Source organism: Cedecea neteri, assembly GCF_000758305.1.
GTDB classification, from domain to species: Bacteria; Pseudomonadota; Gammaproteobacteria; order Enterobacterales; family Enterobacteriaceae; genus Cedecea; species Cedecea neteri_C.
In genome coordinates this window covers 4,089,221-4,113,780 of sequence record NZ_CP009458.1, presented here as the reverse complement: position 1 = coordinate 4,113,780, position 24,560 = coordinate 4,089,221, and the positions used below count along the sequence as shown (strand labels likewise).

The 24,560-nt window shown below is 56.7% G+C and carries 25 protein-coding genes; 18 read left to right on the top strand and 7 right to left on the bottom strand.

All coding sequences use genetic code 11. The features are described from left to right. The first annotated feature begins 106 nt into the window (after window positions 1-106). The 9 genes from tar to flhE all read left to right on the top strand — a co-directional run bounded on the left by tar (window position 107) and on the right by flhE (window position 10,188). Window positions 107-1,774, top strand: a complete 1,668-nt coding sequence (gene tar / locus LH23_RS19110; protein ID WP_039294614.1) for a methyl-accepting chemotaxis protein II — start codon at window positions 107-109, stop codon at window positions 1,772-1,774. A 42-nt stretch (window positions 1,775-1,816) separates the two neighbouring features. Beyond that, entirely contained in the window at window positions 1,817-3,421 is a 1,605-nt protein-coding gene (locus LH23_RS19105; RefSeq protein ID WP_039294611.1) for a methyl-accepting chemotaxis protein, read from the top strand. Between the two features lie 19 nt (window positions 3,422-3,440). Further along, window positions 3,441-4,307 (top strand): protein-glutamate O-methyltransferase CheR, encoded by an 867-nt coding sequence (gene cheR / locus LH23_RS19100; RefSeq protein WP_039294608.1) that lies wholly within the window; start codon window positions 3,441-3,443, stop codon window positions 4,305-4,307. Next, window positions 4,304-5,353, top strand: coding sequence for a protein-glutamate methylesterase/protein-glutamine glutaminase (locus LH23_RS19095; RefSeq protein WP_039294605.1), 1,050 nt, complete (start codon window positions 4,304-4,306; stop codon window positions 5,351-5,353). The genes cheR and LH23_RS19095 overlap by 4 nt, the downstream gene beginning before the upstream one ends. A 19-nt stretch (window positions 5,354-5,372) precedes the next feature. Beyond that, window positions 5,373-5,762, top strand: coding sequence for a chemotaxis response regulator CheY (gene cheY, locus LH23_RS19090; protein WP_008453900.1), 390 nt, complete (start codon window positions 5,373-5,375; stop codon window positions 5,760-5,762). A 10-nt stretch (window positions 5,763-5,772) separates the two neighbouring features. Then, window positions 5,773-6,423 (top strand): protein phosphatase CheZ, encoded by a 651-nt coding sequence (cheZ, locus tag LH23_RS19085; RefSeq protein ID WP_039294603.1) that lies wholly within the window; start codon window positions 5,773-5,775, stop codon window positions 6,421-6,423. A gap of 143 nt (window positions 6,424-6,566) precedes the next feature. Continuing rightward, entirely contained in the window at window positions 6,567-7,718 is a 1,152-nt protein-coding gene (gene flhB, locus LH23_RS19080) for a flagellar biosynthesis protein FlhB (RefSeq protein WP_008453902.1), read from the top strand. Next, window positions 7,711-9,789, top strand: a complete 2,079-nt coding sequence (flhA, locus tag LH23_RS19075) for a flagellar biosynthesis protein FlhA (protein ID WP_039294601.1) — start codon at window positions 7,711-7,713, stop codon at window positions 9,787-9,789. The genes flhB and flhA overlap by 8 nt, the downstream gene beginning before the upstream one ends. 3 nt (window positions 9,790-9,792) lie before the next feature. After that, window positions 9,793-10,188 (top strand): flagellar protein FlhE, encoded by a 396-nt coding sequence (flhE, locus tag LH23_RS19070; RefSeq protein WP_039294599.1) that lies wholly within the window; start codon window positions 9,793-9,795, stop codon window positions 10,186-10,188. A gap of 122 nt (window positions 10,189-10,310) precedes the next feature. On the opposite strand, the gene argS is transcribed toward flhE, so the two are convergent. Next, window positions 10,311-12,044, bottom strand: a complete 1,734-nt coding sequence (gene argS, locus LH23_RS19065) for an arginine--tRNA ligase (RefSeq protein ID WP_008453907.1) — start codon at window positions 12,042-12,044, stop codon at window positions 10,311-10,313. Between the two features lie 244 nt (window positions 12,045-12,288). Here argS and LH23_RS19060 point away from each other — a divergent pair, with 244 nt between their 5' ends. Further along, complete coding sequence (locus LH23_RS19060) at window positions 12,289-12,855, top strand: VOC family protein (RefSeq protein WP_039294597.1); 567 nt, start codon at window positions 12,289-12,291, stop codon at window positions 12,853-12,855. On the opposite strand, the gene LH23_RS19055 is transcribed toward LH23_RS19060, so the two are convergent. Next, entirely contained in the window at window positions 12,856-13,995 is a 1,140-nt protein-coding gene (locus tag LH23_RS19055; RefSeq protein WP_039294595.1) for a MalY/PatB family protein, read from the bottom strand. 91 nt (window positions 13,996-14,086) lie between these two features. On the opposite strand from LH23_RS19055, the gene cutC reads away from it, so the two are divergent. Further along, on the top strand, window positions 14,087-14,836 hold the full coding sequence (cutC, locus tag LH23_RS19050; protein ID WP_039294593.1) for a copper homeostasis protein CutC: 750 nt from the start codon (window positions 14,087-14,089) through the stop codon (window positions 14,834-14,836). 225 nt (window positions 14,837-15,061) lie between these two features. Further along, a complete protein-coding gene (locus tag LH23_RS19045; RefSeq protein ID WP_039294590.1) occupies window positions 15,062-15,340 on the top strand; it encodes a DUF1471 domain-containing protein in 279 nt (92 codons plus the stop codon). A 54-nt stretch (window positions 15,341-15,394) separates the two neighbouring features. On the opposite strand, the gene cmoB is transcribed toward LH23_RS19045, so the two are convergent. The 5 genes from cmoB to LH23_RS19020 all read right to left on the bottom strand — a co-directional run bounded on the left by cmoB (window position 15,395) and on the right by LH23_RS19020 (window position 18,993). After that, entirely contained in the window at window positions 15,395-16,366 is a 972-nt protein-coding gene (cmoB, locus tag LH23_RS19040) for a tRNA 5-methoxyuridine(34)/uridine 5-oxyacetic acid(34) synthase CmoB (protein WP_039294589.1), read from the bottom strand. Next, complete coding sequence (cmoA, locus tag LH23_RS19035) at window positions 16,363-17,106, bottom strand: carboxy-S-adenosyl-L-methionine synthase CmoA (protein WP_039294586.1); 744 nt, start codon at window positions 17,104-17,106, stop codon at window positions 16,363-16,365. Before cmoA ends, cmoB begins: the two co-directional genes overlap by 4 nt. A gap of 39 nt (window positions 17,107-17,145) precedes the next feature. Further along, complete coding sequence (locus tag LH23_RS19030; RefSeq protein ID WP_039294583.1) at window positions 17,146-17,541, bottom strand: MAPEG family protein; 396 nt, start codon at window positions 17,539-17,541, stop codon at window positions 17,146-17,148. Between the two features lie 70 nt (window positions 17,542-17,611). Further along, window positions 17,612-18,430, bottom strand: coding sequence for a DUF72 domain-containing protein (locus LH23_RS19025; protein ID WP_039294581.1), 819 nt, complete (start codon window positions 18,428-18,430; stop codon window positions 17,612-17,614). Next, window positions 18,427-18,993 carry a hydrolase gene (locus tag LH23_RS19020; protein ID WP_039294578.1) on the bottom strand — a complete coding sequence of 189 codons (567 nt, stop codon included), beginning with the start codon at window positions 18,991-18,993 and terminating at the stop codon, window positions 18,427-18,429. Before LH23_RS19020 ends, LH23_RS19025 begins: the two co-directional genes overlap by 4 nt. A gap of 268 nt (window positions 18,994-19,261) precedes the next feature. On the opposite strand from LH23_RS19020, the gene aspS reads away from it, so the two are divergent. From aspS to ruvB, 6 genes are all read left to right on the top strand, one after another. Further along, window positions 19,262-21,034 (top strand): aspartate--tRNA ligase, encoded by a 1,773-nt coding sequence (gene aspS, locus LH23_RS19015; RefSeq protein ID WP_039294575.1) that lies wholly within the window; start codon window positions 19,262-19,264, stop codon window positions 21,032-21,034. Further along, window positions 21,034-21,477 (top strand): dihydroneopterin triphosphate diphosphatase, encoded by a 444-nt coding sequence (gene nudB / locus LH23_RS19010; RefSeq protein WP_008453929.1) that lies wholly within the window; start codon window positions 21,034-21,036, stop codon window positions 21,475-21,477. The genes aspS and nudB overlap by 1 nt, the downstream gene beginning before the upstream one ends. Before the next feature lie 23 nt (window positions 21,478-21,500). Next, complete coding sequence (locus LH23_RS19005; protein ID WP_039294570.1) at window positions 21,501-22,241, top strand: YebC/PmpR family DNA-binding transcriptional regulator; 741 nt, start codon at window positions 21,501-21,503, stop codon at window positions 22,239-22,241. A 40-nt stretch (window positions 22,242-22,281) separates the two neighbouring features. Then, complete coding sequence (gene ruvC, locus LH23_RS19000) at window positions 22,282-22,803, top strand: crossover junction endodeoxyribonuclease RuvC (protein WP_016536954.1); 522 nt, start codon at window positions 22,282-22,284, stop codon at window positions 22,801-22,803. 82 nt (window positions 22,804-22,885) lie between these two features. Further along, on the top strand, window positions 22,886-23,497 hold the full coding sequence (ruvA, locus tag LH23_RS18995; RefSeq protein ID WP_008453936.1) for a Holliday junction branch migration protein RuvA: 612 nt from the start codon (window positions 22,886-22,888) through the stop codon (window positions 23,495-23,497). Between the two features lie 8 nt (window positions 23,498-23,505). Then, window positions 23,506-24,516, top strand: coding sequence for a Holliday junction branch migration DNA helicase RuvB (ruvB, locus tag LH23_RS18990; RefSeq protein ID WP_008453938.1), 1,011 nt, complete (start codon window positions 23,506-23,508; stop codon window positions 24,514-24,516). The last annotated feature ends 44 nt before the right edge of the window (window positions 24,517-24,560 follow it).

The window sequence follows — 24,560 nt, the reverse complement described above, 5'->3', positions numbered from 1 at the left end:
ATAGCCGGTTGCCGTGGCGCAACCGGTTAATTTCCCTGTGACTTAACGTAAAGTTCCCGCGGGCCGTGCCGATAACCTCGGGAACAAGTCGTTAAAAGGGCGTCCTATGTTAAAGCGTATTCGCGTTGTCACCATGCTGATGATGGTGCTGGTGGTGTTCGCGCTGCTGCAAATCATTTCCGGTGGAATGTTCTTTAATTCGTTAAAAAACAATAATGATAACTCCAAAGTCTCCCGCGAACTCCGGGTGCAGCAGGCTGAATTAAATCAGGCATGGGTTCTGATGCTGCACACGCGCATTAACCTTAGTCGCTCCGCCGCGCGCATGATGATGGATCCGGCCAATAGTCAGAGCGCCGCCAAAACCGATCTGCTGAACAATGCGAAGAAATCCCTCGCCAGCGCCGAGCAGCACTACAACAAATTTAAACAGGTTGCGCCCATTTCCGCCGAGATGAACACCGTGGTGAAAGATATCGACGGTGATTACCAGACCTACCATCAGGCGCTGGCGGAGCTGATTGGCTACCTGGAAAGCGGCAACATGGATGCCTATTTCGGCCAGTCGACCCAGGGCATGCAGAATGCGCTCGAAAAAGCCTACGACGGCTACCTGGCGCTGAACGATCGCATGTATGAGGCCTCGTACGTCGACAGCCGCGACGGTTACACCTTTGCTATCTGGCAGTTGGGGGTTTTAGCCCTGGCGCTGGCCGCAGTCATTCTGCTGGTCTGGGTCGGGATGCGTCAGATCCTGCTGAAACCGTTGAACGTGGTGATTGGCCATATCCGCGAGATTGCGGCCGGTAACCTGACGGAAAAAATTAACGTTGAAGGCAAAAACGAGCTGACCCAGTTGGCCTCCAGCGTGCAGCACATGCAGCAGGAACTGATTACCACGGTCAGCAGCGTGCGCGAAGGGTCGGATGCCATTTACAGCGGCACCACCGAAATTGCCGCAGGCAACAACGATCTTTCATCCCGCACCGAGCAACAGGCGGCGTCCCTGGAAGAAACCGCTGCCAGCATGGAGCAGCTCACCGCCACCGTTAAGCAAAATGCCGACAACGCACGTCAGGCTTCTCAGCTGGCGCTGAATGCGTCCGAAACCGCGCAGCGCGGCGGTAAGGTTGTGGATGGCGTGGTGAAAACCATGCATGACATCGCGGGTTCCTCCAAGAAAATTGCCGACATCATTAGCGTGATTGACGGCATTGCCTTCCAGACCAACATTCTGGCGCTGAACGCGGCGGTAGAAGCTGCACGTGCGGGTGAGCAAGGACGCGGCTTCGCGGTTGTCGCCGGGGAAGTGCGTAACTTAGCCAGCCGCAGTGCCCAGGCGGCGAAAGAAATTAAGTTGCTGATTGAAGATTCCGTTTCACGCGTGGACACGGGTTCCGTGCTGGTTGAAAGCGCAGGGGAAACCATGAGCGACATCGTGAACGCGGTGACGCGGGTCACGGACATCATGGGAGAAATCGCCTCCGCTTCTGACGAGCAAAGCCGGGGTATCGACCAGGTCGCCCTCGCCGTGTCTGAGATGGACAGAGTGACGCAGCAGAACGCCTCGCTGGTGGAAGAGTCTGCTGCTGCGGCCGCCGCGCTGGAGGAGCAGGCCAGCCGCCTGACTCAATCGGTCGCGACGTTCCGTTTGCAAGGGAATGCGGGTAGTCAAAAACCTGCAGCGGCCGCGCCGGTAGCGCAAAGCCCTGTGGTTCATGCCCCGCGTACTCCGGCCCGGGCCGGGGATAACGATAACTGGGAAACTTTCTGATCAGATGAATACCGGCCTGCAGGCCGGCAGAGGGAAGCTTTGATGTTAAACCGTATCCGGATCTCGACCACGCTTTTCCTGATTTTGATTGTCTGCGGCGTTTTGCAGATTGGCAGTAATGGGTTGTCTTTTTGGGCTTTTCGTGACGATTTCCAGAACCTGAAAAGGGTTGAGGTTAGCAATCAGCAGCGCGACGCGTTAACCCAAAGCCGGGCCGCGTTACTGCAGGCCAGCAATGCCTTGAACCGGGCGGGCACGCTGACGGCACTCAGCTATCCACCGGACGATATTAAGCGCCTGATGGCGGATGCCCGCAGCAGCCTGAAGCAGGCGGATATGCTGTTTAACCAGTTCCTTGAGATCCCGCAGAAAGGGGGCGAGGCCGAGACAATGCTGGCGTCGACGAAAGAGAGCTATGCGGCATTCAGAGACGATCTCCAGCATCAGGCAACATGGCTCGAGAACAACCAGCTTTCCGATTTTATGACCGCGCCAGTACAGAAATCGCAGGGTGTTTTTGATGCGAACTTTAATGCCTGGCAGCAGAGCATTAATCAGATTGTGCAAGCCGCGAGCGGCGACAGCCAGAAAAATTACCATATCTCCGCGGTGATATTCACCGTGGTGACGATCATCGCCGTGGTGCTTTTGCTCGGCTCCCTGGCCTGGTCGCGCAAGATGATTGTGCAGCCGCTGGCGATTGTGCGGAGCCACTTTGACAGCATCGCCGCCGGGGATCTGGCGAAGCCTATTTCGGTCTTCGGGCGCAATGAGATCTCGGAGATATTCGCCAGCCTGAAAAACATGCAGACGGCATTAAAAGAGACGGTCAGCCAGGTGCGCAGCGGCACTCGCTCAATGCACGCCGGTATTGGCGAAATTGCCGCAGGTAATAGCGATCTGTCTGCGCGCACCGAGCAGCAGGCGGCTTCCCTGGCCGAAACCGCAGCCAGCATGGAACAGCTCACGGCCACGGTCGGGCAGAACGCCGATAACGCTCGCCAGGCGGCGCAGCTTTCCCGCAGCGCGGCTGATACCGCGAAACAGGGCGGGCAGCAGGCGGCAAATGTGGCAAATACCATGCGTGATATTGCGGGAAGTTCACAGAAGATTAGTGATATTACCAGTGTGATCGACGGTATTGCGTTCCAGACCAATATCCTCGCGCTGAACGCGGCGGTAGAAGCTGCACGAGCCGGGGAGCAGGGGCGTGGGTTCGCGGTGGTTGCCGGGGAAGTTCGCAACCTGGCCAGCCGCAGCGCGCAGGCGGCCAAAGAGATCAAAGTGTTAATCGAAGAGTCAGTTGATCGCGTACAGCAGGGGTCGAAGCTGGTGGATACGGCGGCGACAACGATGGCTGAAATTGTCCGTTCGGTCACCCAGGTGAACGACATTATGGGCGAAATTGCCTCGGCGTCAGATGAACAGCGCCGTGGGATTGAGCAAGTCGCCCAGGCGGTCAGCCAGATGGATCAGGTCACGCAGCAAAACGCCGCGCTGGTGGAAGAAGCCGCCAGCGCCACCGATGCGCTGGCGGGGCAGGCTGAATATCTTTCCGGTGTGGTGGCGGTATTTCACCTGAGCGGTGCCGACGCTGAGCCCGCAGCCAGTGAATTCGCCGCGACCGGAGAATGGGTAACATCTTGAAGGGAATAAAGAAGGCGCTATGACATCATCGACGCCCACCGGGCAACAGTCATTAATGCTACAGATGACACAGCGTCTGCCGCTGTCCGACGCGCATTTTCGTCGGATATGCCAGTTGATCTATCAGCGCGCGGGTATCGTGCTGGCCGACCATAAACGGGACATGGTTTATAACCGTCTGGTTCGTCGCCTGCGTCTGCTGGGTCTGGATGATTTTGGCCGCTACTTAGGCATGCTGGAAGCCAACTCCAGCAGCGCCGAATGGCAGGCGTTTATCAACTCGCTGACCACTAACCTGACCGCTTTTTTTCGCGAAGGACACCATTTCCCCATTCTTGCGGAACATGCCCGCAAACGCAGCGGGGACTATAAAGTCTGGAGCGCCGCGGCTTCGACTGGCGAAGAACCCTATTCCATCGCCATCACCCTGGCGGATGTGCTGGGGGGCGGCGCGGGCCGCTGGAAGGTGTTTGCCAGCGATATCGACACGCAAGTGCTGGAGAAAGCACAGAGCGGCGTTTATCGCCAGGAAGAGCTGAAAACGCTTTCCCCGGTCCAGATGCAGCGCTATTTCATGCGCGGCACGGGGCCGCATGAGGGGCTGGTCCGGGTGCGCAGTGAACTGTCGAATCATATCGATTTTGCGCCGATCAACCTGCTGGACAAGCAGGCGCCGGTGCCGGGGCCGTTTGACGCCATTTTTTGCCGCAATGTAATGATTTATTTCGATAAACCTACACAGCAGGCGATTTTGCAGCGCTTTGTTCCGCTGCTGAAACCCAGCGGGCTGCTGTTTGCCGGGCATTCGGAGAACTTCAGTAACCTCAGCCGTGACTTCTGGCTGCGTGGTCAGACGGTCTATGGCCTGAGTAAGGAAAGAACATGACGAAAATACGTGTCTTATCGGTCGATGACTCTGCACTGATGCGGCAGATAATGACGGAAATTATCAACAGTCATAGCGATATGGAAATGGTTGCCACCGCCCCGGACCCGCTGGTGGCGCGCGATCTGATTAAAAAGTTCAATCCGGATGTGTTAACGCTGGATGTCGAAATGCCGCGTATGGATGGCCTCGACTTCCTTGAAAAGCTGATGCGCCTGCGGCCTATGCCGGTGGTGATGGTTTCTTCGCTGACCGGCAAAGGCTCAGAAGTGACGCTGCGCGCGTTGGAACTGGGGGCGATCGACTTCGTGACCAAGCCGCAGCTGGGCATTCGCGAAGGGATGCTGGCCTACAGCGAAATGATTGCTGAAAAGGTGCGAACCGCCGCCAGGGCTAAGATTGCTGCCCATGCGCCAGCCGCCGTGCCAGCAACCCTGAAGGCCGGGCCGCTGCTGAGTTCGGAAAAATTGATTGCGATTGGGGCTTCAACCGGCGGTACAGAAGCGATTCGCCATGTGCTGCAGCCGCTGCCGCTTTCCAGCCCGGCGCTGTTGATTACCCAGCATATGCCGCCGGGTTTCACCCGTTCGTTTGCCGAGCGGCTGAACAAGCTGTGTCAGATCAGCGTTAAAGAGGCCGAAGACGGTGAGCGCGTGCTGCCGGGCCATGCCTATATCGCCCCGGGCGATAAGCATATGGAGCTGGCGCGCAGCGGCGCAAACTATCAAATCAAATTACATGACGGCCCACCCGTGAACCGGCATCGCCCGGCCGTGGATGTGCTGTTCCATTCGGTGGCGAAACACGCGGGGCGTAACGCCGTGGGCGTGATCCTCACCGGGATGGGTAATGACGGTGCCGCCGGGATGCTGGCGATGCACCAGGCAGGGGCGTGGACCATCGCCCAAAACGAAGCAAGTTGTGTGGTGTTCGGCATGCCGCGTGAGGCCATCAATTCCGGTGGCGTCAGCGAAGTGGTCGATTTAAGCCAGGTTAGCCAGCAGATGCTGGCGAAAATTAGTGCCGGACAGGCAATACGTATTTAACTGAAGGAGCCCGGATTTTATGGCGGACAAAGAACTCAAGTTTCTGGTCGTAGACGACTTTTCAACCATGCGCCGTATCGTGCGTAACCTGCTTAAAGAGCTGGGTTTTAATAACGTTGAAGAAGCGGAAGACGGCGTAGATGCGCTGAACAAACTGCAGGCCGGTGGTTTTGGTTTTGTGATTTCTGACTGGAACATGCCGAACATGGACGGTCTGGAACTGCTGAAAACCATTCGTGCCGACGGCGCAATGTCAGCGATGCCGGTGCTGATGGTCACGGCAGAAGCGAAGAAAGAAAACATCATTGCAGCCGCACAGGCCGGGGCAAGCGGCTACGTCGTTAAGCCATTCACTGCGGCAACACTGGAAGAGAAACTGGGCAAAATTTTCGAAAAGCTCGGCATGTAAGGAGGCGCAAATGCACTCATCAACAAACCCGGCAACAGAGATACACGAGCATTCACCGACCGATATCATTGCACGTATCGGCAGCCTGACCCGCATGCTGCGCGACAGCCTGCGTGAACTGGGGCTCGACCAGGCTATTGCTGAAGCGGCTGAAGCTATTCCTGATGCCCGCGATCGCCTGGACTATGTCGTGCAGATGACCGCACAGGCCGCCGAGCGCGCCCTGAACTGTGTGGAGCTGTCGCAGCCTCACCAGAACCAGCTGGAAAGCGAAGCGAAAGCGCTGAGCGGCCGCTGGGATGCATGGTTTGAAAATCCGATCGAGCTGAAAGATGCGCGCGAACTGGTAACCGACACCCGCAGCTACCTGTCAGGCGTCCCGGAGCACACCAGCTTCACCAACGCCCAACTGCTGGAAATCATGATGGCGCAGGATTTCCAGGATCTTACCGGCCAGGTTATCAAGCGCATGATGGACGTTATCCAGGAGATCGAACGCCAGCTGTTGATGGTGCTGTTGGAAAACATGCCGGAGCCGGACGCTCGCGCCAAGCGCGTGAACGAAGGCTTGCTGAACGGGCCACAGCTTGATGCTACCGCCGCCGGCGTGGTGGCAAGCCAGGATCAGGTTGATGATTTGCTGGACAGCTTAGGCTTTTAAAATAGCGGCGGCCGCTCTCACGCGCGTGGGGGAGGCCGCTCGTTAACGTCAAAATAAACGTACAAAAACGTTTGTAATTCCTCTATTAGCCCAACCGTGCTCTGGCATGCTGTCCTTGAAAATGCGGCCACGAGATTGTTGCGGTGTCTGAAGATAGCGATCAGGAAAAAACAGAAGCCCCCACGGCCCACCGACTTGAAAAGGCGCGTGAAGAGGGGCAGATCCCGCGTTCCCGTGAACTGACTTCTCTACTGATGTTGCTGGTGGGGCTGTGCATTATCTGGATGGGCGGAGCGTCGCTGGGCAAGATGCTCGGCGCGATGCTGTCTGATGGCTTGCACTTTGACCATAAAATCATCAACGACCCCAGCCTGATCGTGAATCAGATTAGCCATTTGATAAAACTTGCGGTGATGGCGCTGCTGCCGCTGATCTCCGGCCTGGTTATTGTCGCGATAGCCGCGCCGATGCTGCTGGGGGGCGTGAACTTTAGCGCCAAGTCGATCAAGTTTAATCTCGGCAAGCTCAACCCGATTGCCGGTATTAAGCGAATGTTTTCCATGCAGACGGCAGCCGAGCTGCTCAAGGCGCTGCTGAAAGCGGTGCTGGTGGGCTGCGTGGCCGCCTGGTATTTGTGGCACAACTGGCCGGCGATGATGCGCCTGATGAGTGAGTCTCCGGTTACTGCCCTGGCCAGCGCGCTCAACATGGTGGCGCTTTGCGCCCTGCTGGTGATTCTGGGCCTCATCCCTATGGTGGGATTTGACGTCTTCTTCCAGATCTACAGCCACATTAAAAAGTTACGCATGACCCGCCAGGACATTCGTGACGAGTACAAACAGAACGAGGGTGACCCGCACATTAAAGGGCGTATTCGTCAGCAGCAAAGAGCGATTGCCCGCCGTCGCATGATGGCCGATGTGCCAAAAGCTGACGTTATCGTGACCAACCCGACCCATTATGCGGTGGCCCTGCAGTACGACGAAAACAAAATGAGCGCACCCAAAGTCCTGGCGAAAGGTGCCGGGCTGATCGCTCAGCGCATTAAAGAAATTGGCAATGAAAACCGCATCCCGATGCTGGAAGCCCCCCCGCTGGCGCGTGCGCTGTACCGCCATGCGGAAATTGGGCAGCAGATCCCCGGCCAGCTTTATTCTGCCGTGGCGGAAGTGCTGGCCTGGGTCTGGCAGCTGCGCCGCTGGCGCGTGGCGGGCGGCTTAATTCCGAAGAAACCTGAAAATCTGCCGGTGCCTGAGGCGCTGGACTTTGCAAACGAGAAGGACTCCGATGGCTAATCTGGCTGCGATGTTGCGCCTGCCGGGCAACATGAAATCTGGGCAATGGCAAATTCTTGCGGGACCTGTACTGATCCTGCTGATTCTGTCGATGATGGTGCTGCCGCTGCCGCCGTTTGTCCTCGACCTGCTGTTTACCTTTAACATCGCGCTGTCGATCATGGTGCTGCTGGTGGCGATGTTCACCCAGCGCACGCTGGATTTCGCGGCATTCCCGACCATTCTGCTGTTTACCACTTTGCTGCGCCTTGCGCTGAACGTAGCGTCTACCCGAATTATCCTGCTTGAAGGCCATACCGGCGCGGCGGCGGCGGGTAAAGTGGTTGAAGCCTTTGGCCACTTCCTGGTGGGCGGCAACTTCGCCATCGGTATCGTGGTGTTTATCATCCTCGTTATCATCAACTTTATGGTTATCACCAAGGGTGCAGGGCGTATCGCCGAAGTCGGGGCGCGTTTTGTGCTGGACGGGATGCCGGGTAAACAGATGGCTATTGATGCCGATCTGAACGCCGGGATCATTGGTGAAGAGGAAGCGAAAAAACGCCGCTCGGAAGTCACCCAGGAAGCCGACTTTTACGGCTCAATGGACGGGGCAAGTAAGTTCGTGCGCGGCGACGCCGTGGCCGGGCTTATCATCATGGTGATTAACGTGGTGGGCGGCCTGATGGTCGGGGTTATCCAGCACGATATGGCGATGGGGGCGGCGGCACAGAGCTATACGTTGCTGACCATCGGTGACGGCCTGGTAGCGCAGATCCCGGCGCTGGTGATTTCCACCGCAGCGGGCGTGATCGTTACCCGCGTGGCGACTGACCAGGACGTCGGCGAGCAGATGGTGACCCAGCTGTTCAATAACCCGCGCGTGATGCTGTTGGCCGCTGGCGTACTGGGACTGCTCGGCATGGTGCCGGGCATGCCGAACTTTGTTTTCCTGCTGTTTACCGCGGCGTTACTGGGCTTAGCCTGGTGGATGCGTGGCCGTCAGATGGCCGCGCCGGAAGCGCCTCAGCCAGTGAAAATGCCGGAGAATGCTCAGGCTGTGGAAGCCACCTGGAATGACGTACAGCTGGAAGATCCGCTGGGCATGGAAGTGGGTTATCGCCTGATTCCGATGGTGGATTTCCAACAGGACGGCGAACTGCTGGGCCGTATTCGCAGTATTCGTAAAAAATTCGCCCAGGAGATGGGGTTCCTGCCGCCGGTGGTGCATATCCGCGACAATATGGATCTGCCGCCTGCGCGCTACCGTATTTTGATGAAGGGCGTAGAAATCGGCAGCGGGGATGCTTATCCTGGTCGCTGGCTGGCGATCAACCCCGGCACGGCCGCCGGGACGTTACCGGGCGAGGCGACCATTGATCCGGCCTTTGGCCTGGCTGCCATCTGGATTGAAAGCGCATTGAAAGAGCAGGCGCAGATTCAGGGCTTTACCGTGGTTGAAGCGAGTACCGTGGTGGCTACGCACCTGAACCACCTTATCGGGCAGTTTGCGCCAGAGCTGTTTGGCCGCCAGGAAGCGCAGCAGCTGCTTGACCGCGTGACGCAGGAAATGCCGAAGCTGACGGAAGATCTCATCCCGGCAGTGGTGACGCTGACCACGCTGCATAAAGTGCTGCAAAACCTGCTGGAAGAGAAGGTGCCGATCCGCGATATGCGTACCATTCTCGAAACGCTGGCGGAGCACGCGCCTATTCAAAGCGATCCGCATGAGCTTACCGCCGTGGTTCGCGTGGCGCTGGGCAGGGCTATCACGCAGCAATGGTTCCCTGGCACCGGTGAAGTGCAGGTTATCGGCCTGGATGCTTCCCTTGAACGTCTGCTGCTGCAGGCGCTGCAGGGCGGGGGCGGTCTTGAACCGGGGCTGGCGGATCGCCTGCTGGAACAGACTCAGGATGCGTTACAGCGCCAGGAAATGCTGGGTGCGCCGCCGGTGCTGTTGGTGAACCACGCCCTGCGTCCGCTGCTGGCGCGTTTCTTACGCAGAACCTTGCCGCAGCTGGTGGTGCTTTCTAGCCTGGAGCTGTCCGACAACCGCAACATCCGCATGACGGCCACGATCGGAGCGAAATAAAAAATGAAAGCGTTACTTTTGATGCTGCTGGTGCCGTTTGGCGCGCTGGCGTTAGGTGAGGGCTCCTGGCAGGACAGCGGGATTGGCGTGACTCTCGCTAATCGGGGCGTAACGGCCTCGTCCCGCCCGTTGAAACCGATGCAGCCCGTCAGCGGCAGAATGACGCTGATCGCCTGGACCTACGTGCTGGATGGCCCGACGCCTGCGGGGCTGACTGTCAAACTTTGTTCGCCGACGAATTGCACCCCGCTTGAGGGGGAAAATGGCACCACGCGCGGCCTGACCAACACCGATGCAAATCAGCCCTTACGGTTTGTCTGGGAAGTGCCCGGCGGCGGTTCTATGTATCCGCCGCTGCGGGTGCGCAGTAATCAAGTTATCGTTAACTACGTCCAGTAAGCCTCTGGTTTCGCCAACCGTGCTGTATGCGTGTTAATGCATTGTTCTCCTGACAATGTCTGATTCGTCTAAAAAAGAAAACCCGGCACAGTGGCCGGGTTTGTTGTTTCTACGTCTGAGACTTACATACGTTCTACGGTGTTGATACCCAACGTGTCCAGACCCAGCTTCAGCGTTTTCGCGGTAAGCAGTGCCAGCTTCAGGCGGCTATTACGGGTCGCTTCATCGGCGGCGCTGAGAATCGGGCAGTGCTCGTAGAAGCCGGAGAACAGGCCGGCAACATCGTACAGATAGGCACACATCACATGCGGCGTACCGTCGCGAGCTACCACGTTCAGTGTCTCTTCAAACTGCAGCAGGCGGGCGGCTAACTGGGCTTCACGATCTTCGGTAATGACGACCTTCGCTTTCAGCAGTTCAGCTTCGTCGAGGTCGGCTTTACGGAACACGGACAGGACGCGGGTGTAAGCGTACTGCATGTACGGCGCGGTGTTCCCTTCGAAGGCCAGCATGTTGTCCCAGTCGAAGATGTAGTCGGTGGTACGGCTCTTGGACAGGTCGGCGTATTTCACCGCGCCAATGCCTACCGCTTTGGCCAGGTTTTCCAGTTCGTCCGCAGGCATGTCCGGGTTCTTCGCCGCAACCAGACCGCGGGCGCGTTCCATTGCCTCATCCAGCAGGTCGGTCAGCTTCACGGTGCCGCCGGAGCGGGTTTTGAACGGCTTGCCGTCTTTGCCCAGCATCATGCCGAACATCTGGTGTTCCAGGGTGACGGACTCCGGTACGTAGCCTGCTTTACGCACGATGGTCCACGCCTGCATCAGGTGCTGGTGCTGACGGGAGTCGATGAAGTAGAGCACGCGGTCGGCATGCAGGGTTTCGTAGCGATATTTGGCACAGGCGATGTCGGTGGTGGTGTACAGGTAACCGCCATCTTTCTTCTGGATGATCACGCCCATCGGGTCGCCATCTTTGTTCTTGAACTCATCCAGGAACACCACGGTCGCGCCTTCGCTTTCTACCGCCAGACCTTTTTCTTTCAGATCCGCCACAATGCCAGGCAGCATTGGGTTGTAGAGGCTTTCGCCCATCACGTCATCGCGGGTGAGCGTCACGTTGAGGCGTTCGTAGGTTTTCTGGTTCTGCGTCATGGTGATGTCGACCAGCTTGCGCCACATCTCACGGCAGTATTCATCGCCGCCCTGCAGCTTAACCACGTAACCACGGGCGCGCTCGGCAAAGACTTCGTCTTCGTCGTAGTGTTTTTTGGCCGCGCGGTAAAACTCTTCCAGGTCGGCCAGCGCCATTTCGCCCGCGTTTTCCTGCTGCTGTTTTTCCAGGAACGCGATGAGCATGCCGAACTGAGTGCCCCAGTCGCCAACGTGGTTGGCACGGATGACTTTGTGGCCAAGGAACTCGAGGGTACGCACAGCCGCGTCACCGATGATGGTGGAGCGGATATGGCCCACGTGCATTTCTTTGGCAACGTTTGGCGCGGAATAGTCGACGACGATAGTTTGCGGTTCAGACACGCTCACGCCAACGCGATCGGACGCTACTGCCTCATCGATGTTTTTCGCCAGAAATGCCGGGTCGAGGAAGATGTTGATAAAGCCTGGACCGGCAATCTCTACTTTGCTGGCGATCCCGGTTAGATCGAGGTTAGCGATGACCTTCTCTGCAACCTGTCGCGGCGGCATGCCCAGCGTTTTGGCAACGGACATCACGCCATTGGCCTGATAGTCGCCGAACTGGACTTTTGCTGACTGACGAACCTGCGGTTCGCAGTCCGCTGGCGCACCTGCAGCAATCAGCGCCTGGCTGACTTTTTCTGAGAGAAGAGACTGAATATTCACCGGGATACCTTACAATTTGTACTGGGCTGCCACTCAAGGGCCGCCTAAAAATGAGGAAAGAAAACAGGGCGTGAGTATAACGTTATTTGCGCTCTGACGTCAGCAAAAGCCTCGCTTGCGGGCAATGCAATTATTATTAACGGCGCAATGAATAACCATTCATCGGTATTTGGCTCTGACGGGGAGTTGGCGACCTGTCAGGAACAGGGTAGATTACGCGGTTTCTGAAAAAGAGGATGGCGGCATGGCACACTGGCAGGCGGTAGATGAACTGCATGATATTTCGGCAGATCTGCCAAGATTTACGAAAGCGTTAACAGAACTTGCCACCCGGCTTGGGCTGGAGATTGCGCCCCTGGATGCCGATCACATTTCTTTGCGCTGCCACCAGAACGCGACTGCCGAACGCTGGCGTGCAGGGCTGGAAAAATGCGGCACGCTGCTGAGTGAAAATATCATCAATGGCCGCCCGATCTGTTTATTCAAGCTCGATGAGCCGGTGTGCGTTGAACACTGGCGGTTTACGGTTGTGGAACTGCCGTGGCCTGGGGAAAAACGTTACCCGCATGAAGGCTGGGAACACGTTGAGATTGTGCTGCCGGGCGAACCAGCAACGCTTAACGCGCGGGCGCTGGACTTGTTGTCTGACGCCGGGCTGCGTGAAACGGGCATTTCAGTGAAAACCAGCTCACCGAAAGGCGATCGCGAAAGATTGCCTAACCCAACGCTTGCGGTCACCGACGGTAAAGTGACCATCAAATTCCATCCCTGGAGTATTGAGCAGATAGTCGCCAGCGAACAGGGCGACTGATCAGCGCTTTTGCACCGCGTTTTGCAGGCGGATGATGGCTTCTTCAAGGAGCGCCGCCGTGCAGCCAAAATTGATTCGGACAAACTGTTGCTCGCCGAAATCTATGCCGGGAGAAAAGCCCAGCCCGGCGTTGAGGAAGAATTCCGCCGGGTTCTCTACGCCTAATCCGCTGGCATCAACCCAGCCGAGATAAGTGGCTTCCGGCGATATCATCGTTAAACCTGGCGTGGCATTTACCGCTTGCGTCAGCCTGTCCCGGTTAGCGCGCAGATAAACCAGCAGCGCCTGGAGCCACGCATCGCCGTCTCGCCAGGCCGCTTCCGCCGCCGTCAGGGCAAGAATATCTACCTCCGGAACAATACCGGCTCGCGCGGCTTTGAATTTGCGCCGCAGTTCAGGGTTGGGAATAACCGCCACCGAGGCGCCAAGCCCGGCAATATTAAAGGTTTTGGACGGGGAGAGTAGCGTCACCGAACGCTGCGCAGCATCTTCACTTAATGTCGCGAAAGGAATGTGTGTTACGCCGGGCTCAAGCAATAAGTCACAGTGGATTTCGTCGGAACAGACAATTAAATCGTGGCGCTGTGCAAAGGCCAGATGCTGCTCGAGTTCGTTACGGCGGTAAACCGTGCCGCCTGGGTTCTGCGGGTTGCAAAGCATTAATAGTTTTTCATTCCCCGTCATACCAGCCGTTAATGCCTCAAGCTCGAGAATCCAGCGTTTCTCTTTCAGCCTGAGCGGCGCGTTAATCTGCGTACGCTGTGCAAGTTCGGAAGCTTTACGAAACGGCGGGTATATCGGCGTTGGGGCTATCGTCGATTCAGAGGCGGCGGTAAAGGCTCGAACGCAGAGATTCAGGCCGGAAACAACGCCAGGCAAAAAGACCAGCCATTCTGGTTTGATGCGCCACTGGTAGCGGCTGGCGAGTCTTTCGGTCAGAACATCTATCAGTTCATGCGGGCGCTTGCCGTAGCCAAATACGCCGTGCCGGACGCGCGCCTGAAGTGCCTCAAGAATGCAGGGTGGGGAGCGAAAATCCATGTCAGCAACCCACATGGGCAGCACGTTTTCAGCAAATTTATTCCACTTCGAACTGTCGCTGTGACGCCTGTCGATCCATTCATCAAAATTGAATGCCATAGTACGCTACCTTTTTGTGGACCTCTTTTAAGATTATCATTCAGTGACGGGGACACAACCGGCGAACTGCAGGTTTTATCAGGAGTAATCAATGGCTTTGCTTGAAATATGCTGTTATGGAATAGATTGTGCGGTGACTGCAGAACAGGCCGGCGCGGACAGAATTGAACTCTGCTCGGCGCCTAAAGAAGGCGGGTTGACACCCTCTGCTGGGGTGTTGCGCCAGGTGAGACAAAAAGTATCGATTCCGGTGCATCCGATTATTCGCCCGCGCGGCGGTGATTTTTGCTACACCGACGGCGAATTTGCCACCATGCTCGAGGATATTGCATTTGTGCGCGAACTCGGTTTCCCTGGGTTTGTGATCGGGATGCTGGACGAAGACGGTAATATTAATTTGCCGCGGATGGAGCAGGTGATGCAGGCCGCTGAGGGCATGGCCGTGACGTTCCACCGGGCTTTTGATATGTGCCATCATCCGCTGCAGGCGTTTGAGCAACTGGCGGCGTTAGGCGTAGCGAGAATACTGACTTCAGGGCAGCAGCAAACGGCTGAAACGGGAATCTCACTTCTTCGGGAACTAAAACAGCATTCTGGTGCTCCAATTATTATGGCTGGCGCAGGCGTGCGTCTGAGCAACCTCAATAAGTTTGTTGCAAACGGCATTGAGGAGCTGCACAGTTCGGCGGGGCGGTCGGTGCCTTCCCCGATGCGCTATCGCAAAGCAGGCGTGTCGATGAGCGCCGATGCTGAAGCCGATGAATTTAATCGCTACTGCGTGGATGGTGATGTAGTAGCGGCCATGAAAAACGCGCTTGCGAGCGCAAACTCGCCGCGCTGAAAAGATTTCTACCGCGCATCATGTCGCCCAATATGATGCTTGCTCGTACCAGGCCCCGGCGTATTGCTGGGGCTTTTTTTATTTTGTAACCAGTGACGCGTTGTGTAACGGATTCTGCATTTTTTGCACACATTGTTTAACATCGTTTGCCAGCCACTTACGTTACAAAACACCCCATTGTGAATAATCCTCTCCGACAACTATCCATGTTAGAGGGAATTAAAAATGAAAAAAATAACTGCAACTGTCATCCTGGCTCTGTCATCCGTCTTTGCATCTGCCGCTTTTGCCGCACCGTTGCCTCAAGTACTTAACGGTAGCGCTGCTGGTGAGGAGCAGATTGGCGTTGTGTCCGTTCGAGGCGTATCCGGTAGCACCGATGACGCCATCAATCAGCTCCAGGTCAAAGCCGAAAAAATCGGTGGTAGCAAGATTAACATTACTGGCCTCAGCACCCCGAGCGACTCCAGCCTGTGGAGCGGAACCGCACAGGTCTATCGCTAAGCGATGGCGAAGATAAAAAACCCGGCAATCAGCGCCGGGTTTTTTATTTGCGGATTATGGCTTGCGGGCCACCAGTACGGCACGAAGTGGGGCGGGGTAACCTTCAATGGTTTTGCTGCTGTCGTTCGGGTCGAGGAAGTCACCCAGCGATTCGGTGATCATCCACGACGTGCGGCGCTGTTCTTCCTGAGTGGTGACGCAGTGGTCGACAATCTTCACGTCGACAAAACCACATTTCTCCAGCCAGTTTTTTAGCGCCAGCGCGGACGGGATGTAGTAAACGTTGCGCATCTGCGCGTAACGCTCGCCCGGCACTAAGACGGTATTTTCATCGCCTTCCACGACCAGCGTTTCCAGCACCAGTTCGCCCTCTTTGACCAGCTGATTTTTCAACTGCCAGAGGTGATCCAGCGGCGAGCGGCGATGGTAAAGCACGCCCATAGAGAACACGGTATCAAAGGCATTCAGCTCCGGAAGCTGCTCAATACCCAGCGGCAGAACGTGGGCGCGCTGATCGTTGCCCAACAGCTTGCGCACGGCTTCGAACTGGCAAATAAACAGCTGCATCGGGTCAATACCAACCGCCAACTGCGCGCCTGCGCCAATCATGCGCCACAGGTGATAGCCGCTGCCGCAGCCCACGTCGAGGACGGTTCGCCCGGCAAGAGGGGAGATATGTGGCAAGACACGATCCCATTTAAGATCTGAGCGCCATTCGGTGTCGATATCTACGCCATACAGCGAGTAGGGCCCTTTGCGCCAGGGCATCAGGTTGCGGAGCAGCTTTTCAATGCCAAGCTGTTGGCCTTCACTTAGCGGCGTGGCAGATTCTGCGGTAACGCTATGCAGGAGATCGAGACGATGAGGCATCATCTCCGGCAGATAGTTCACCGTGTTGTACCAGTGCTTGAACTGGCCGTGCAGGGATTCACGCTGCCAGCTGGCAATTTGCGCGGGCAGGGTTTCCAGCCACGGGGCCAGGTGGTTTTTTGCAATCAGCTGATAAAAATTACCGAAATCAATCACGCGACTTCTCCGGATTTGACGGCTACCAGAGAGCCAAAGTTAAAGCACTGGAACCACAGTTCGGCGTGCTCAAAGCCCGCCTGCTTGAGGCGTTTTTTATGGGTTTCGACCGAGTCGGTCAGCATCACGTTTTCCAGCATGCTGCGCTTCTGGCTGATTTCCAGTTCGCTGTAGCCGTTGGCGCGCTTAAAGTCGTGGTGCATGTTGAACAGCAGTTCGCCGACTTCGGCATCTTCAAAGCTGAATTTCTCGGAAAGCACCAGCGCGCCGCCCGGCTTCAGGCCCTGCCAGATTTTATTCAGCAACAGTTGACGGTCGTCGGGCTCAAGGAATTGCAGCGTGAAATTCAGCACCACCATCGAGGCATTTTCGATGGCGATATGGCGGATATCGCCTTCGATGACCTCGACGGGCGTTTGCGCTTTAAAGGCGTCAAGATGACGACGGCAGCGTTCGACCATGGCCGGCGAGTTGTCGACGGCGATGATTTTGCAGCTATCATGATGAATGTTGCGTCGTACCGATAATGTTGCCGCGCCCAAAGAGCAGCCAAGATCGTAAACCTGGCTGTGGGGCTGTACGAAGCGCTCCGCCAGCATGCCAATCATGGAGATGATATTGGAGTAACCTGGCACCGAGCGCTGGATCATATCGGGGAAGACTTCGGCTACCCGTTCATCAAAGGTCCAGTCGCCCAGTTTGGCTATCGGGGCGGAAAACAGCGTATCGCGGTCAGACATAACGTTAAATCCGGAAATTCGAAAGGGGCGTATTTTGCGTTAATGGAGCGAGAAAACCAACTCCCACGGCATATACCATAAGTTAGCCAGCACCATCAGCAATAGCGCACACCATGTGGCGCTCATGCCGGAACGACGCCAGCGAATAAGACGATGATGGTATCCGTAGTAATGCAGCAGGCGTCCGGCCAGCAGCATAATACCGCAAATATGCACCATCCAGGTTTCGGCGCCGTCCATCTCCATCAGCAATAAAAGCAGCAGGGAAATGGGGATATATTCCACCGCATTACCGTGAATACGAATGGCGCTTTGGAGTTCACTAAAGCCGCCGTCGCCGTAGGAGACCCGGTACTGCATTCGCAGGCGAACAACGTCGAACGAAAACTTAATTAACAGCAGAGCAGCCAGCACCGCATAAAGCGCGCTTACCATATTAACTCCATGTCGAAATAGTTACGGCTCAGGCTATGATAGCTCGCAAGTGAAGTACTGTCGCTAGTGGTCAGAAAAGTGTGGCCTGCTGCGGGATGGCGGGCGGGGCACCTAATTCAGGAAAAGCGTGCTGCAGCGCGGGCCACAGGGTATGAACCAGCTCCGGCGCCTGGGCGATGTCCGGAGTGTGCAGAAACAGGTAGGGTGTTGTTTTTGTCGCCCATTCCGGCAGTTTTTTTAACCAGACGTCGAACAGGGCGGCGTTTTGTTCCATGTTGTCGCTGCCGATAAACCGCACCAGCGGGTTTGAGGCGGTCACGATGGCATGCACCGGGACTTTTGGCTTTTTACGCTGGGCCTCTCGTACCGCCTCGTTGTGCGGTACGGCGCTGTGAATAGGGCGGCTGTCGAGAATGGCACGATTCACTTTCCTGTCATGCAGGCCACGGTTCAGTGCCTGTTCATCCGCACCTTTGTCGAAAAAGGCCGGGTGCCGCACTTCAACGCCATAGGTGAACTCTGCGGGCAATGCATCCAGAAAATTCCATAACGCCGGGAGATCGCCAGGCCCGAAGGTGGCCGGCAATTGCAGCCAGTATTGGCCTATCCTGCCCGCCAGCGGCGACATGCGGTCAAAAAACTCGGCGGTGAGATCGCCGCAGTTGCGAAGGGCGGCGGTATGGGAAATGGTGGCGGGAAATTTAAAACAGAAGCGAAAACTGTCGCCTGTCATTTCCCGCCAGCGCTGTACGATTTCCGCTTTTGGCAGAGCGTACAGCGTGGTGTTGCCTTCCACACAGTTGAAGTGACGGGCATAGTCTTCCAGCGACGTGATGCCCAGCCGGTTCCATTTCGGGTGCTGCCACTGAGGAAGGCCGATATAAATCATAGCGAAGCGATTATCTCTTCGGTGCTGCGAATGCGGGAGATGCGCGGGAAGATGAACTTCAGGCTGTGATTATGCTGCTCGGCGCTGGCTGCGCTGCAGGCGTCCTCAGCCAGAACCAACGAGAAGCCCATTTCCCATGCGTTACGAGCGGTGGACTCGACGCCAATATTGGTCGAAATACCGCAAAGCACGATGGTGTCGATGCCGCGGCGGCGCAATTGTAGCTCGAGATCGGTGCCGTAAAACGCGCCCCACTGGCGTTTAGTGACTTCAATGTCGCTCTCTTTTTTACCGAGCGCGGTCGGGTAACTCCACCAGTTTTCAGGCAGGGCATGGCCCGGAGGTGCGGCATCAACAGGTTGTTTCAGGGCTTCGGCGTAATCGGCTGACCAGCCCACGCGCACCATCACCACCGGCGAACCGTTGGCGCGGAATTTTTCCGCCAGGCGCGCTGCACGAGCCACGACGTCGCTGGCGCTGTGGGGCCCGCCGGCAAACGGTAAAATGCCGTCCTGCAGGTCAATCACCACCAGGGCAGTACGAGATGCGTTGAGTTGTGTCATTGTGACTCCGGTTAACATTGGGGTTAAGGGTCAATACCTTACGCTGGAAGCCAGGTTGCTGAGTTTACAAATTTTGTTAATTTTTGTGAGAATCTGCAATACCGGCGCTGTGATTCGCGCCAGTCGGCGGTTTCGGGGTTATCGCCAGCCATTATTTCCAGTATAATAGCCCCCTTTTTTCATCCAGTTGTGACAGTCGAAATAGCTGCCACCAAAGCGCCTGCCGTCGCAGGTGGCGGGTCGCGTGCAGCTGATTAAGGGATATCTCATGCGTACAGTATATTGCGGGCAGCTCAATCAATCCCATGTGGGACAGCAAGTAACGCTTAGTGGGTGGGTCAATCGTCGCCGTGACCTCGGTAGCCTTATCTTTATTGATATGCGCGATCGTGAAGGCATCGTGCAGGTGTTTTTCGACCCGGACCGTCAGGAAGCGTTCCAGCTCGCCTCTGAACTGCGTAATGAGTTCTGTATTCAGGTTGTTGGCACCGTGCGTGCTCGCGACGAGCGCAACGTTAATAAAGATATGGCGACTGGTGAAGTGGAAGTGTTTGCCACCGAACTGACCATCATCAACCGCTCTGACGTGCTGCCGCTGGACTCCAACCACGTTAATACCGAAGAAGCGCGCCTGAAGTACCGTTATCTGGATCTTCGCCGCCCAGAAATGGCTCAGCGCCTGAAAACTCGCGCAAAAATTACCAGCTTCGTGCGCCGCTTTATGGACGACCACGGTTTCCTCGATATCGAAACCCCAATGCTGACCAAAGCCACGCCAGAAGGTGCACGTGACTATCTGGTGCCTTCACGCGTCCATAAAGGCAAATTCTACGCGTTGCCGCAGTCTCCTCAGCTGTTCAAACAGCTGCTGATGATGTCCGGCTTTGACCGCTACTATCAGATCGTGAAATGTTTCCGCGACGAAGACCTGCGCGCTGACCGTCAGCCAGAATTTACCCAGATCGACGTTGAAACGTCCTTCATGACCGCGCCACAGGTGCGTGAAGTGATGGAAGATCTGGTGCGCAAACTGTGGATCAATACCATTAACGTTGACCTGGGTGACTTCCCGGTGATGACTTTCGCCGAAGCTGAGCGCCGCTACGGTTCCGACAAGCCGGACCTGCGTAACCCGCTGGAGCTGGTGGATGTGGCTGACCTGGTCAAAGACGTAGAGTTTAAAGTCTTCTCTGGCCCGGCAAACGACGCGAAAGGCCGCGTTGCCGCGCTGCGTGTGCCGGGTGGCGCACAGATCAGCCGTAAACAGATTGACGACTACGGCAAGTTCATTGAAATTTACGGCGCTCGCGGCCTGGCGTACATCAAGGTTAACGAGCGTGCGAAAGGCATTGAAGGCATCACCAGCCCGGTCGCCAAGTTCCTGAACGCGGATATCGTTGAAGCTATCCTGGCACGTACTGGCGCAGCCGACGGCGACATGATCTTCTTCGGCGCGGACAGCAAGAAAGTGGTTGCCGACGCGCTGGGCGCACTGCGTCTGAAAATCGGTAAAGACCTGCAGATTACCGATGAGAAAAAATGGGCACCGCTGTGGGTGGTTGACTTCCCAATGTTTGAAGACAACGGTGAAGGCGGCCTGACCGCGATGCACCACCCGTTCACTGCGCCGAAAGACATGACGCCTGAAGAGCTGGCGGCTCAGCCGGAAACCGCGATTGCCAACGCCTACGATATGGTTATCAACGGCTACGAAGTGGGCGGTGGCTCCGTGCGTATTCATAACGGTCAGATGCAGCAGACCGTGTTCGGCATTCTGGGCATCAACGAGCAGGAACAGCGCGAGAAATTTGGCTTCCTGCTGGATGCGCTGAAGTACGGCACGCCGCCTCATGCAGGCCTGGCGTTTGGTCTGGATCGCCTGACCATGCTGCTGACCGGCACCGACAACATCCGTGACGTTATCGCCTTCCCGAAAACCACGGCTGCCGCCTGTCTGATGACCGAAGCACCAAGCTTCGCTAACCCGGCTTCGCTTGCCGAGCTGGGGATTGAAGTCATCAAAAAGGCAGAGAAAAACTGATGCCTTATAAGCGTCCCGTTTCGGTTCTGGTGGTCATTTACGCAGAAGATACGAAGCGGGTGCTGATGTTACAGCGGCGCGACGATCCGGATTTTTGGCAGTCGGTCACCGGCAGCCTCGAAGAAGGAGAAAGCGCGCTGCATGCCGCCCGGCGTGAAGTAAAGGAAGAGGTCGCTATCGACGTGCTCAATGAGCCTCTGCCGTTAGTTGACTGCCAGCGCCGGGTGGAGTTTGAGATATTTACTCATTTGCGTCATCGCTATGCGCCGGGGATCACGCGCAATACGGAATCGTGGTTCTGTCTTGCGCTGCCTCATGAACGCCAGATTACGATTACCGAACATCTGGCCTGGAAATGGGTGCCCGCCGAAGAGGCGGCCCTGATGACCAAGTCATGGAGCAACCGGCAGGCGATTGAAGAGTTTGTAATTGATGCCGCCTGATACAGGCGCTTTTGGAGATTGTTATGGCAGGTCATAGTAAGTGGGCCAACACGAAACACCGCAAAGCGGCACAGGATGCCAAGCGCGGTAAGATTTTCACCAAAATTATTCGCGAGCTGGTGACGGCTGCCCGTCTGGGCGGCGGCGATGCAGGGTCTAACCCGCGTCTGCGCGCAGCTATCGATAAAGCGCTGTCAAACAACATGACGCGCGACACCCTGAACCGTGCGATTGCACGCGGCGTGGGTGGCGATGATGATGCGAACATGGAAACCATCATTTATGAAGGTTACGGCCCTGGCGGCTCTGCTGTGATGGTGGAATGTCTGAGTGACAACCGTAACCGTACCGTTGCCGAAGTGCGCCACGCGTTCAACAAATGCGGCGGGAACCTGGGCACCGACGGCTCCGTAGCTTATCTGTTCAGCAAGAAAGGCGTTATCTCCTTCGAAGCTGGCGACGAAGATCAGATCATGGAAGCGGCGCTGGAAGCCGGTGCTGAAGACGTCGTGACTTTCGACGACGGTGCTATCGACGTTTACACTGCGTGGGAAGAGATGGGCGCAGTGAAAGATGCGCTGGAAGCGGCGGGCCTGAAGGCGGACAACGCAGAAGTTTCAATGATCCCTTCCACCAAAGCAGACATGGATGCGGACACCGCGCCTAAGCTGATGCGTCTGATCGACATGCTGGAAGATTGTGATGACGTGCAGGAGGTTTACCACAACGGTGAGATCTCCGACGAGGTGGCGGCTACCCTTTAATGGCGCAGCCAATATCTGACCTGTACTCAGGAGACGCGTGATGGCGATTATTCTCGGCATCGACCCGGGGTCACGCGTCACCGGTTACGGCGTTATTCGCCAGACCGGGCGGCAGTTGACCTATCTGGGCAGCGGCTGTATCCGAACGCAGGTTGCCGACTTACCCTCGCGTCTGAAGCTTATCTACGCGGGGGTGAGCGAAATCATTACCCAGTTCCAGCCCGAGTATTTTGCCATCGAGCAGGTGTTTATGGCGAAAAATGCGGATTCCGCGCTTAAGCTGGGGCAGGCGCGCGGCGCGGCCATTGTCGCGGCGGTGAATGCGGACCTGCCGGTGTTTGAGTACGCGGCACGTCAGGTAAAGCAAACCGTGGTGGGCATAGGCAGCGCGGAGAAAAGTCAGGTGCAGCACATGGTGCGCACGTTGCTTAAGCTCCCGGCTAATCCTCAAGCTGATGCGGCGGATGCGTTGGCTATCGCCATCACGCATTGCCACGTGACGCAAAACGCGGCCCAGATGAGCGAATCGCGGCTTAACCTGGCGCGGGGACGATTAAAATAATTAAGGCTGGATATCTATCCAGCCTTTTTTATATCATAGCGTTACTTTTTCGCGCATCAACGTAAAAACGCAGGAGTACAATGTGATAGGTCGACTCAGAGGCATCGTTCTGGAAAAGCAGCCCCCATTGGTATTGCTGGAAACCAACGGCGTGGGTTACGAAGTGTATATGCCGATGACCTGCTTCTATGAGCTGCCGGACATTGGCAAAGAAGCGGTGGTGTTCACTCAGTTCGTGGTGCGTGAAGACGCTCAACTGCTCTACGGGTTTAACAATAAGCAGGAGCGGACGCTGTTCCGCGAGCTGATTAAGGTGAACGGCGTAGGGCCAAAACTGGCGCTGGCTATTCTTTCCGGGATGTCGGCTCAGCAATTTGTTAACGCCGTCGAGCGTGAAGAAATTGGCTCCCTGATCAAGCTACCGGGCGTGGGTAAGAAAACCGCCGAACGCCTGATCGTTGAAATGAAAGACCGCTTCAAAGGCATGCATGGCGACCTGTTTACGCCGGCGGCCGATCTGGTGCTGACCTCGCCGGATAACGGCCAGGCGGACGATGCGGAGCAGGAAGCCGTTGCTGCCCTCGTTTCTCTGGGCTATAAACCACAGGAAGCCAGCCGAATGGTCAGCAAAGTGGGCCGCGCCGGTGCCGACAGCGAAACCCTGATCCGCGAAGCGCTCCGCGCGGCGCTATGAGGTAGAGGATGATTGAAGCAGACCGCCTGGTATCCCCAGGAAATATTACCCAGGATGAGCTAATCGATCGTGCCATTCGCCCGAAGCTGCTCGAAGAGTATGTCGGGCAGCCGCACGTGCGCTCGCAGATGGAAATCTTTATTCAGGCGGCCAAGCTGCGCGGCGATGCGCTCGATCATCTGCTGATTTTTGGCCCTCCGGGGCTGGGGAAAACCACCCTGGCTAACATCGTGGCCAACGAGATGGGCGTGAATTTGCGAACCACCTCCGGTCCGGTGCTGGAAAAAGCCGGCGATCTGGCGGCGATGCTGACCAATCTTGAGCCTCACGACGTACTGTTTATTGATGAGATTCACCGTCTTTCCCCGGTGGTGGAAGAAGTGCTGTATCCGGCGATGGAAGACTATCAGCTGGATATCATGATTGGCGAAGGCCCCGCTGCACGTTCGATTAAAATCGATCTCCCTCCGTTCACCCTGATTGGCGCGACCACCCGCGCGGGCTCCCTGACTTCGCCGCTGCGCGACCGTTTCGGCATTGTGCAGCGCCTGGAATTTTATCAGGTGGCCGATCTGCAGCATATTGTCGGGCGCAGCGCCAGTGTGCTTGGGCTGGAGATGAGTGATGATGGTGCTCTGGAAGTTGCCCGCCGCGCACGCGGTACGCCGCGTATTGCTAACCGTTTACTTCGCCGCGTGCGCGACTTTGCCGAAGTGAAGCATGACGGGGCAATTACTGCCGAAGTAGCAGCGCAGGCGCTGGACATGCTGAATGTGGATAGCGAAGGATTTGATTACATGGACCGTAAGCTGTTGCTGGCGGTGATCGACAAGTTCCTCGGCGGCCCGGTTGGGCTGGACAACCTTGCCGCAGCGATAGGCGAGGAGCGAGAAACCATTGAGGATGTGCTGGAGCCGTTCCTGATTCAGCAGGGTTTCCTGCAGCGAACGCCGCGCGGGCGTATTGCGACGCCGCGGGCCTGGACTCACTTTGGTATTGTCCCTCCGGCTCAGCCGTGAATATTCCGCAATAAAAAAGGCGCCTCAGGGCGCCTTTTTTGTGT

Coding starts and splice junctions, on each gene's coding strand:
- LH23_RS19055 (WP_039294595.1), bottom strand. CDS start 13,995: ATGGCATTCAATTTTGATGAATGGATCGACAGGCGTCACAGCGACAGT.
- cutC (WP_039294593.1), top strand. CDS start 14,087: ATGGCTTTGCTTGAAATATGCTGTTATGGAATAGATTGTGCGGTGACT.
- cheR (WP_039294608.1), top strand. CDS start 3,441: ATGACATCATCGACGCCCACCGGGCAACAGTCATTAATGCTACAGATG.
- ruvC (WP_016536954.1), top strand. CDS start 22,282: ATGGCGATTATTCTCGGCATCGACCCGGGGTCACGCGTCACCGGTTAC.
- LH23_RS19095 (WP_039294605.1), top strand. CDS start 4,304: ATGACGAAAATACGTGTCTTATCGGTCGATGACTCTGCACTGATGCGG.
- LH23_RS19020 (WP_039294578.1), bottom strand. CDS start 18,993: ATGACACAACTCAACGCATCTCGTACTGCCCTGGTGGTGATTGACCTG.
- LH23_RS19045 (WP_039294590.1), top strand. CDS start 15,062: ATGAAAAAAATAACTGCAACTGTCATCCTGGCTCTGTCATCCGTCTTT.
- tar (WP_039294614.1), top strand. CDS start 107: ATGTTAAAGCGTATTCGCGTTGTCACCATGCTGATGATGGTGCTGGTG.
- flhA (WP_039294601.1), top strand. CDS start 7,711: ATGGCTAATCTGGCTGCGATGTTGCGCCTGCCGGGCAACATGAAATCT.
- cheY (WP_008453900.1), top strand. CDS start 5,373: ATGGCGGACAAAGAACTCAAGTTTCTGGTCGTAGACGACTTTTCAACC.
- cheZ (WP_039294603.1), top strand. CDS start 5,773: ATGCACTCATCAACAAACCCGGCAACAGAGATACACGAGCATTCACCG.
- LH23_RS19025 (WP_039294581.1), bottom strand. CDS start 18,430: ATGATTTATATCGGCCTTCCTCAGTGGCAGCACCCGAAATGGAACCGG.
- LH23_RS19105 (WP_039294611.1), top strand. CDS start 1,817: ATGTTAAACCGTATCCGGATCTCGACCACGCTTTTCCTGATTTTGATT.
- LH23_RS19005 (WP_039294570.1), top strand. CDS start 21,501: ATGGCAGGTCATAGTAAGTGGGCCAACACGAAACACCGCAAAGCGGCA.
- nudB (WP_008453929.1), top strand. CDS start 21,034: ATGCCTTATAAGCGTCCCGTTTCGGTTCTGGTGGTCATTTACGCAGAA.
- LH23_RS19030 (WP_039294583.1), bottom strand. CDS start 17,541: ATGGTAAGCGCGCTTTATGCGGTGCTGGCTGCTCTGCTGTTAATTAAG.
- aspS (WP_039294575.1), top strand. CDS start 19,262: ATGCGTACAGTATATTGCGGGCAGCTCAATCAATCCCATGTGGGACAG.
- flhE (WP_039294599.1), top strand. CDS start 9,793: ATGAAAGCGTTACTTTTGATGCTGCTGGTGCCGTTTGGCGCGCTGGCG.
- cmoA (WP_039294586.1), bottom strand. CDS start 17,106: ATGTCTGACCGCGATACGCTGTTTTCCGCCCCGATAGCCAAACTGGGC.
- ruvB (WP_008453938.1), top strand. CDS start 23,506: ATGATTGAAGCAGACCGCCTGGTATCCCCAGGAAATATTACCCAGGAT.
- LH23_RS19060 (WP_039294597.1), top strand. CDS start 12,289: ATGGCACACTGGCAGGCGGTAGATGAACTGCATGATATTTCGGCAGAT.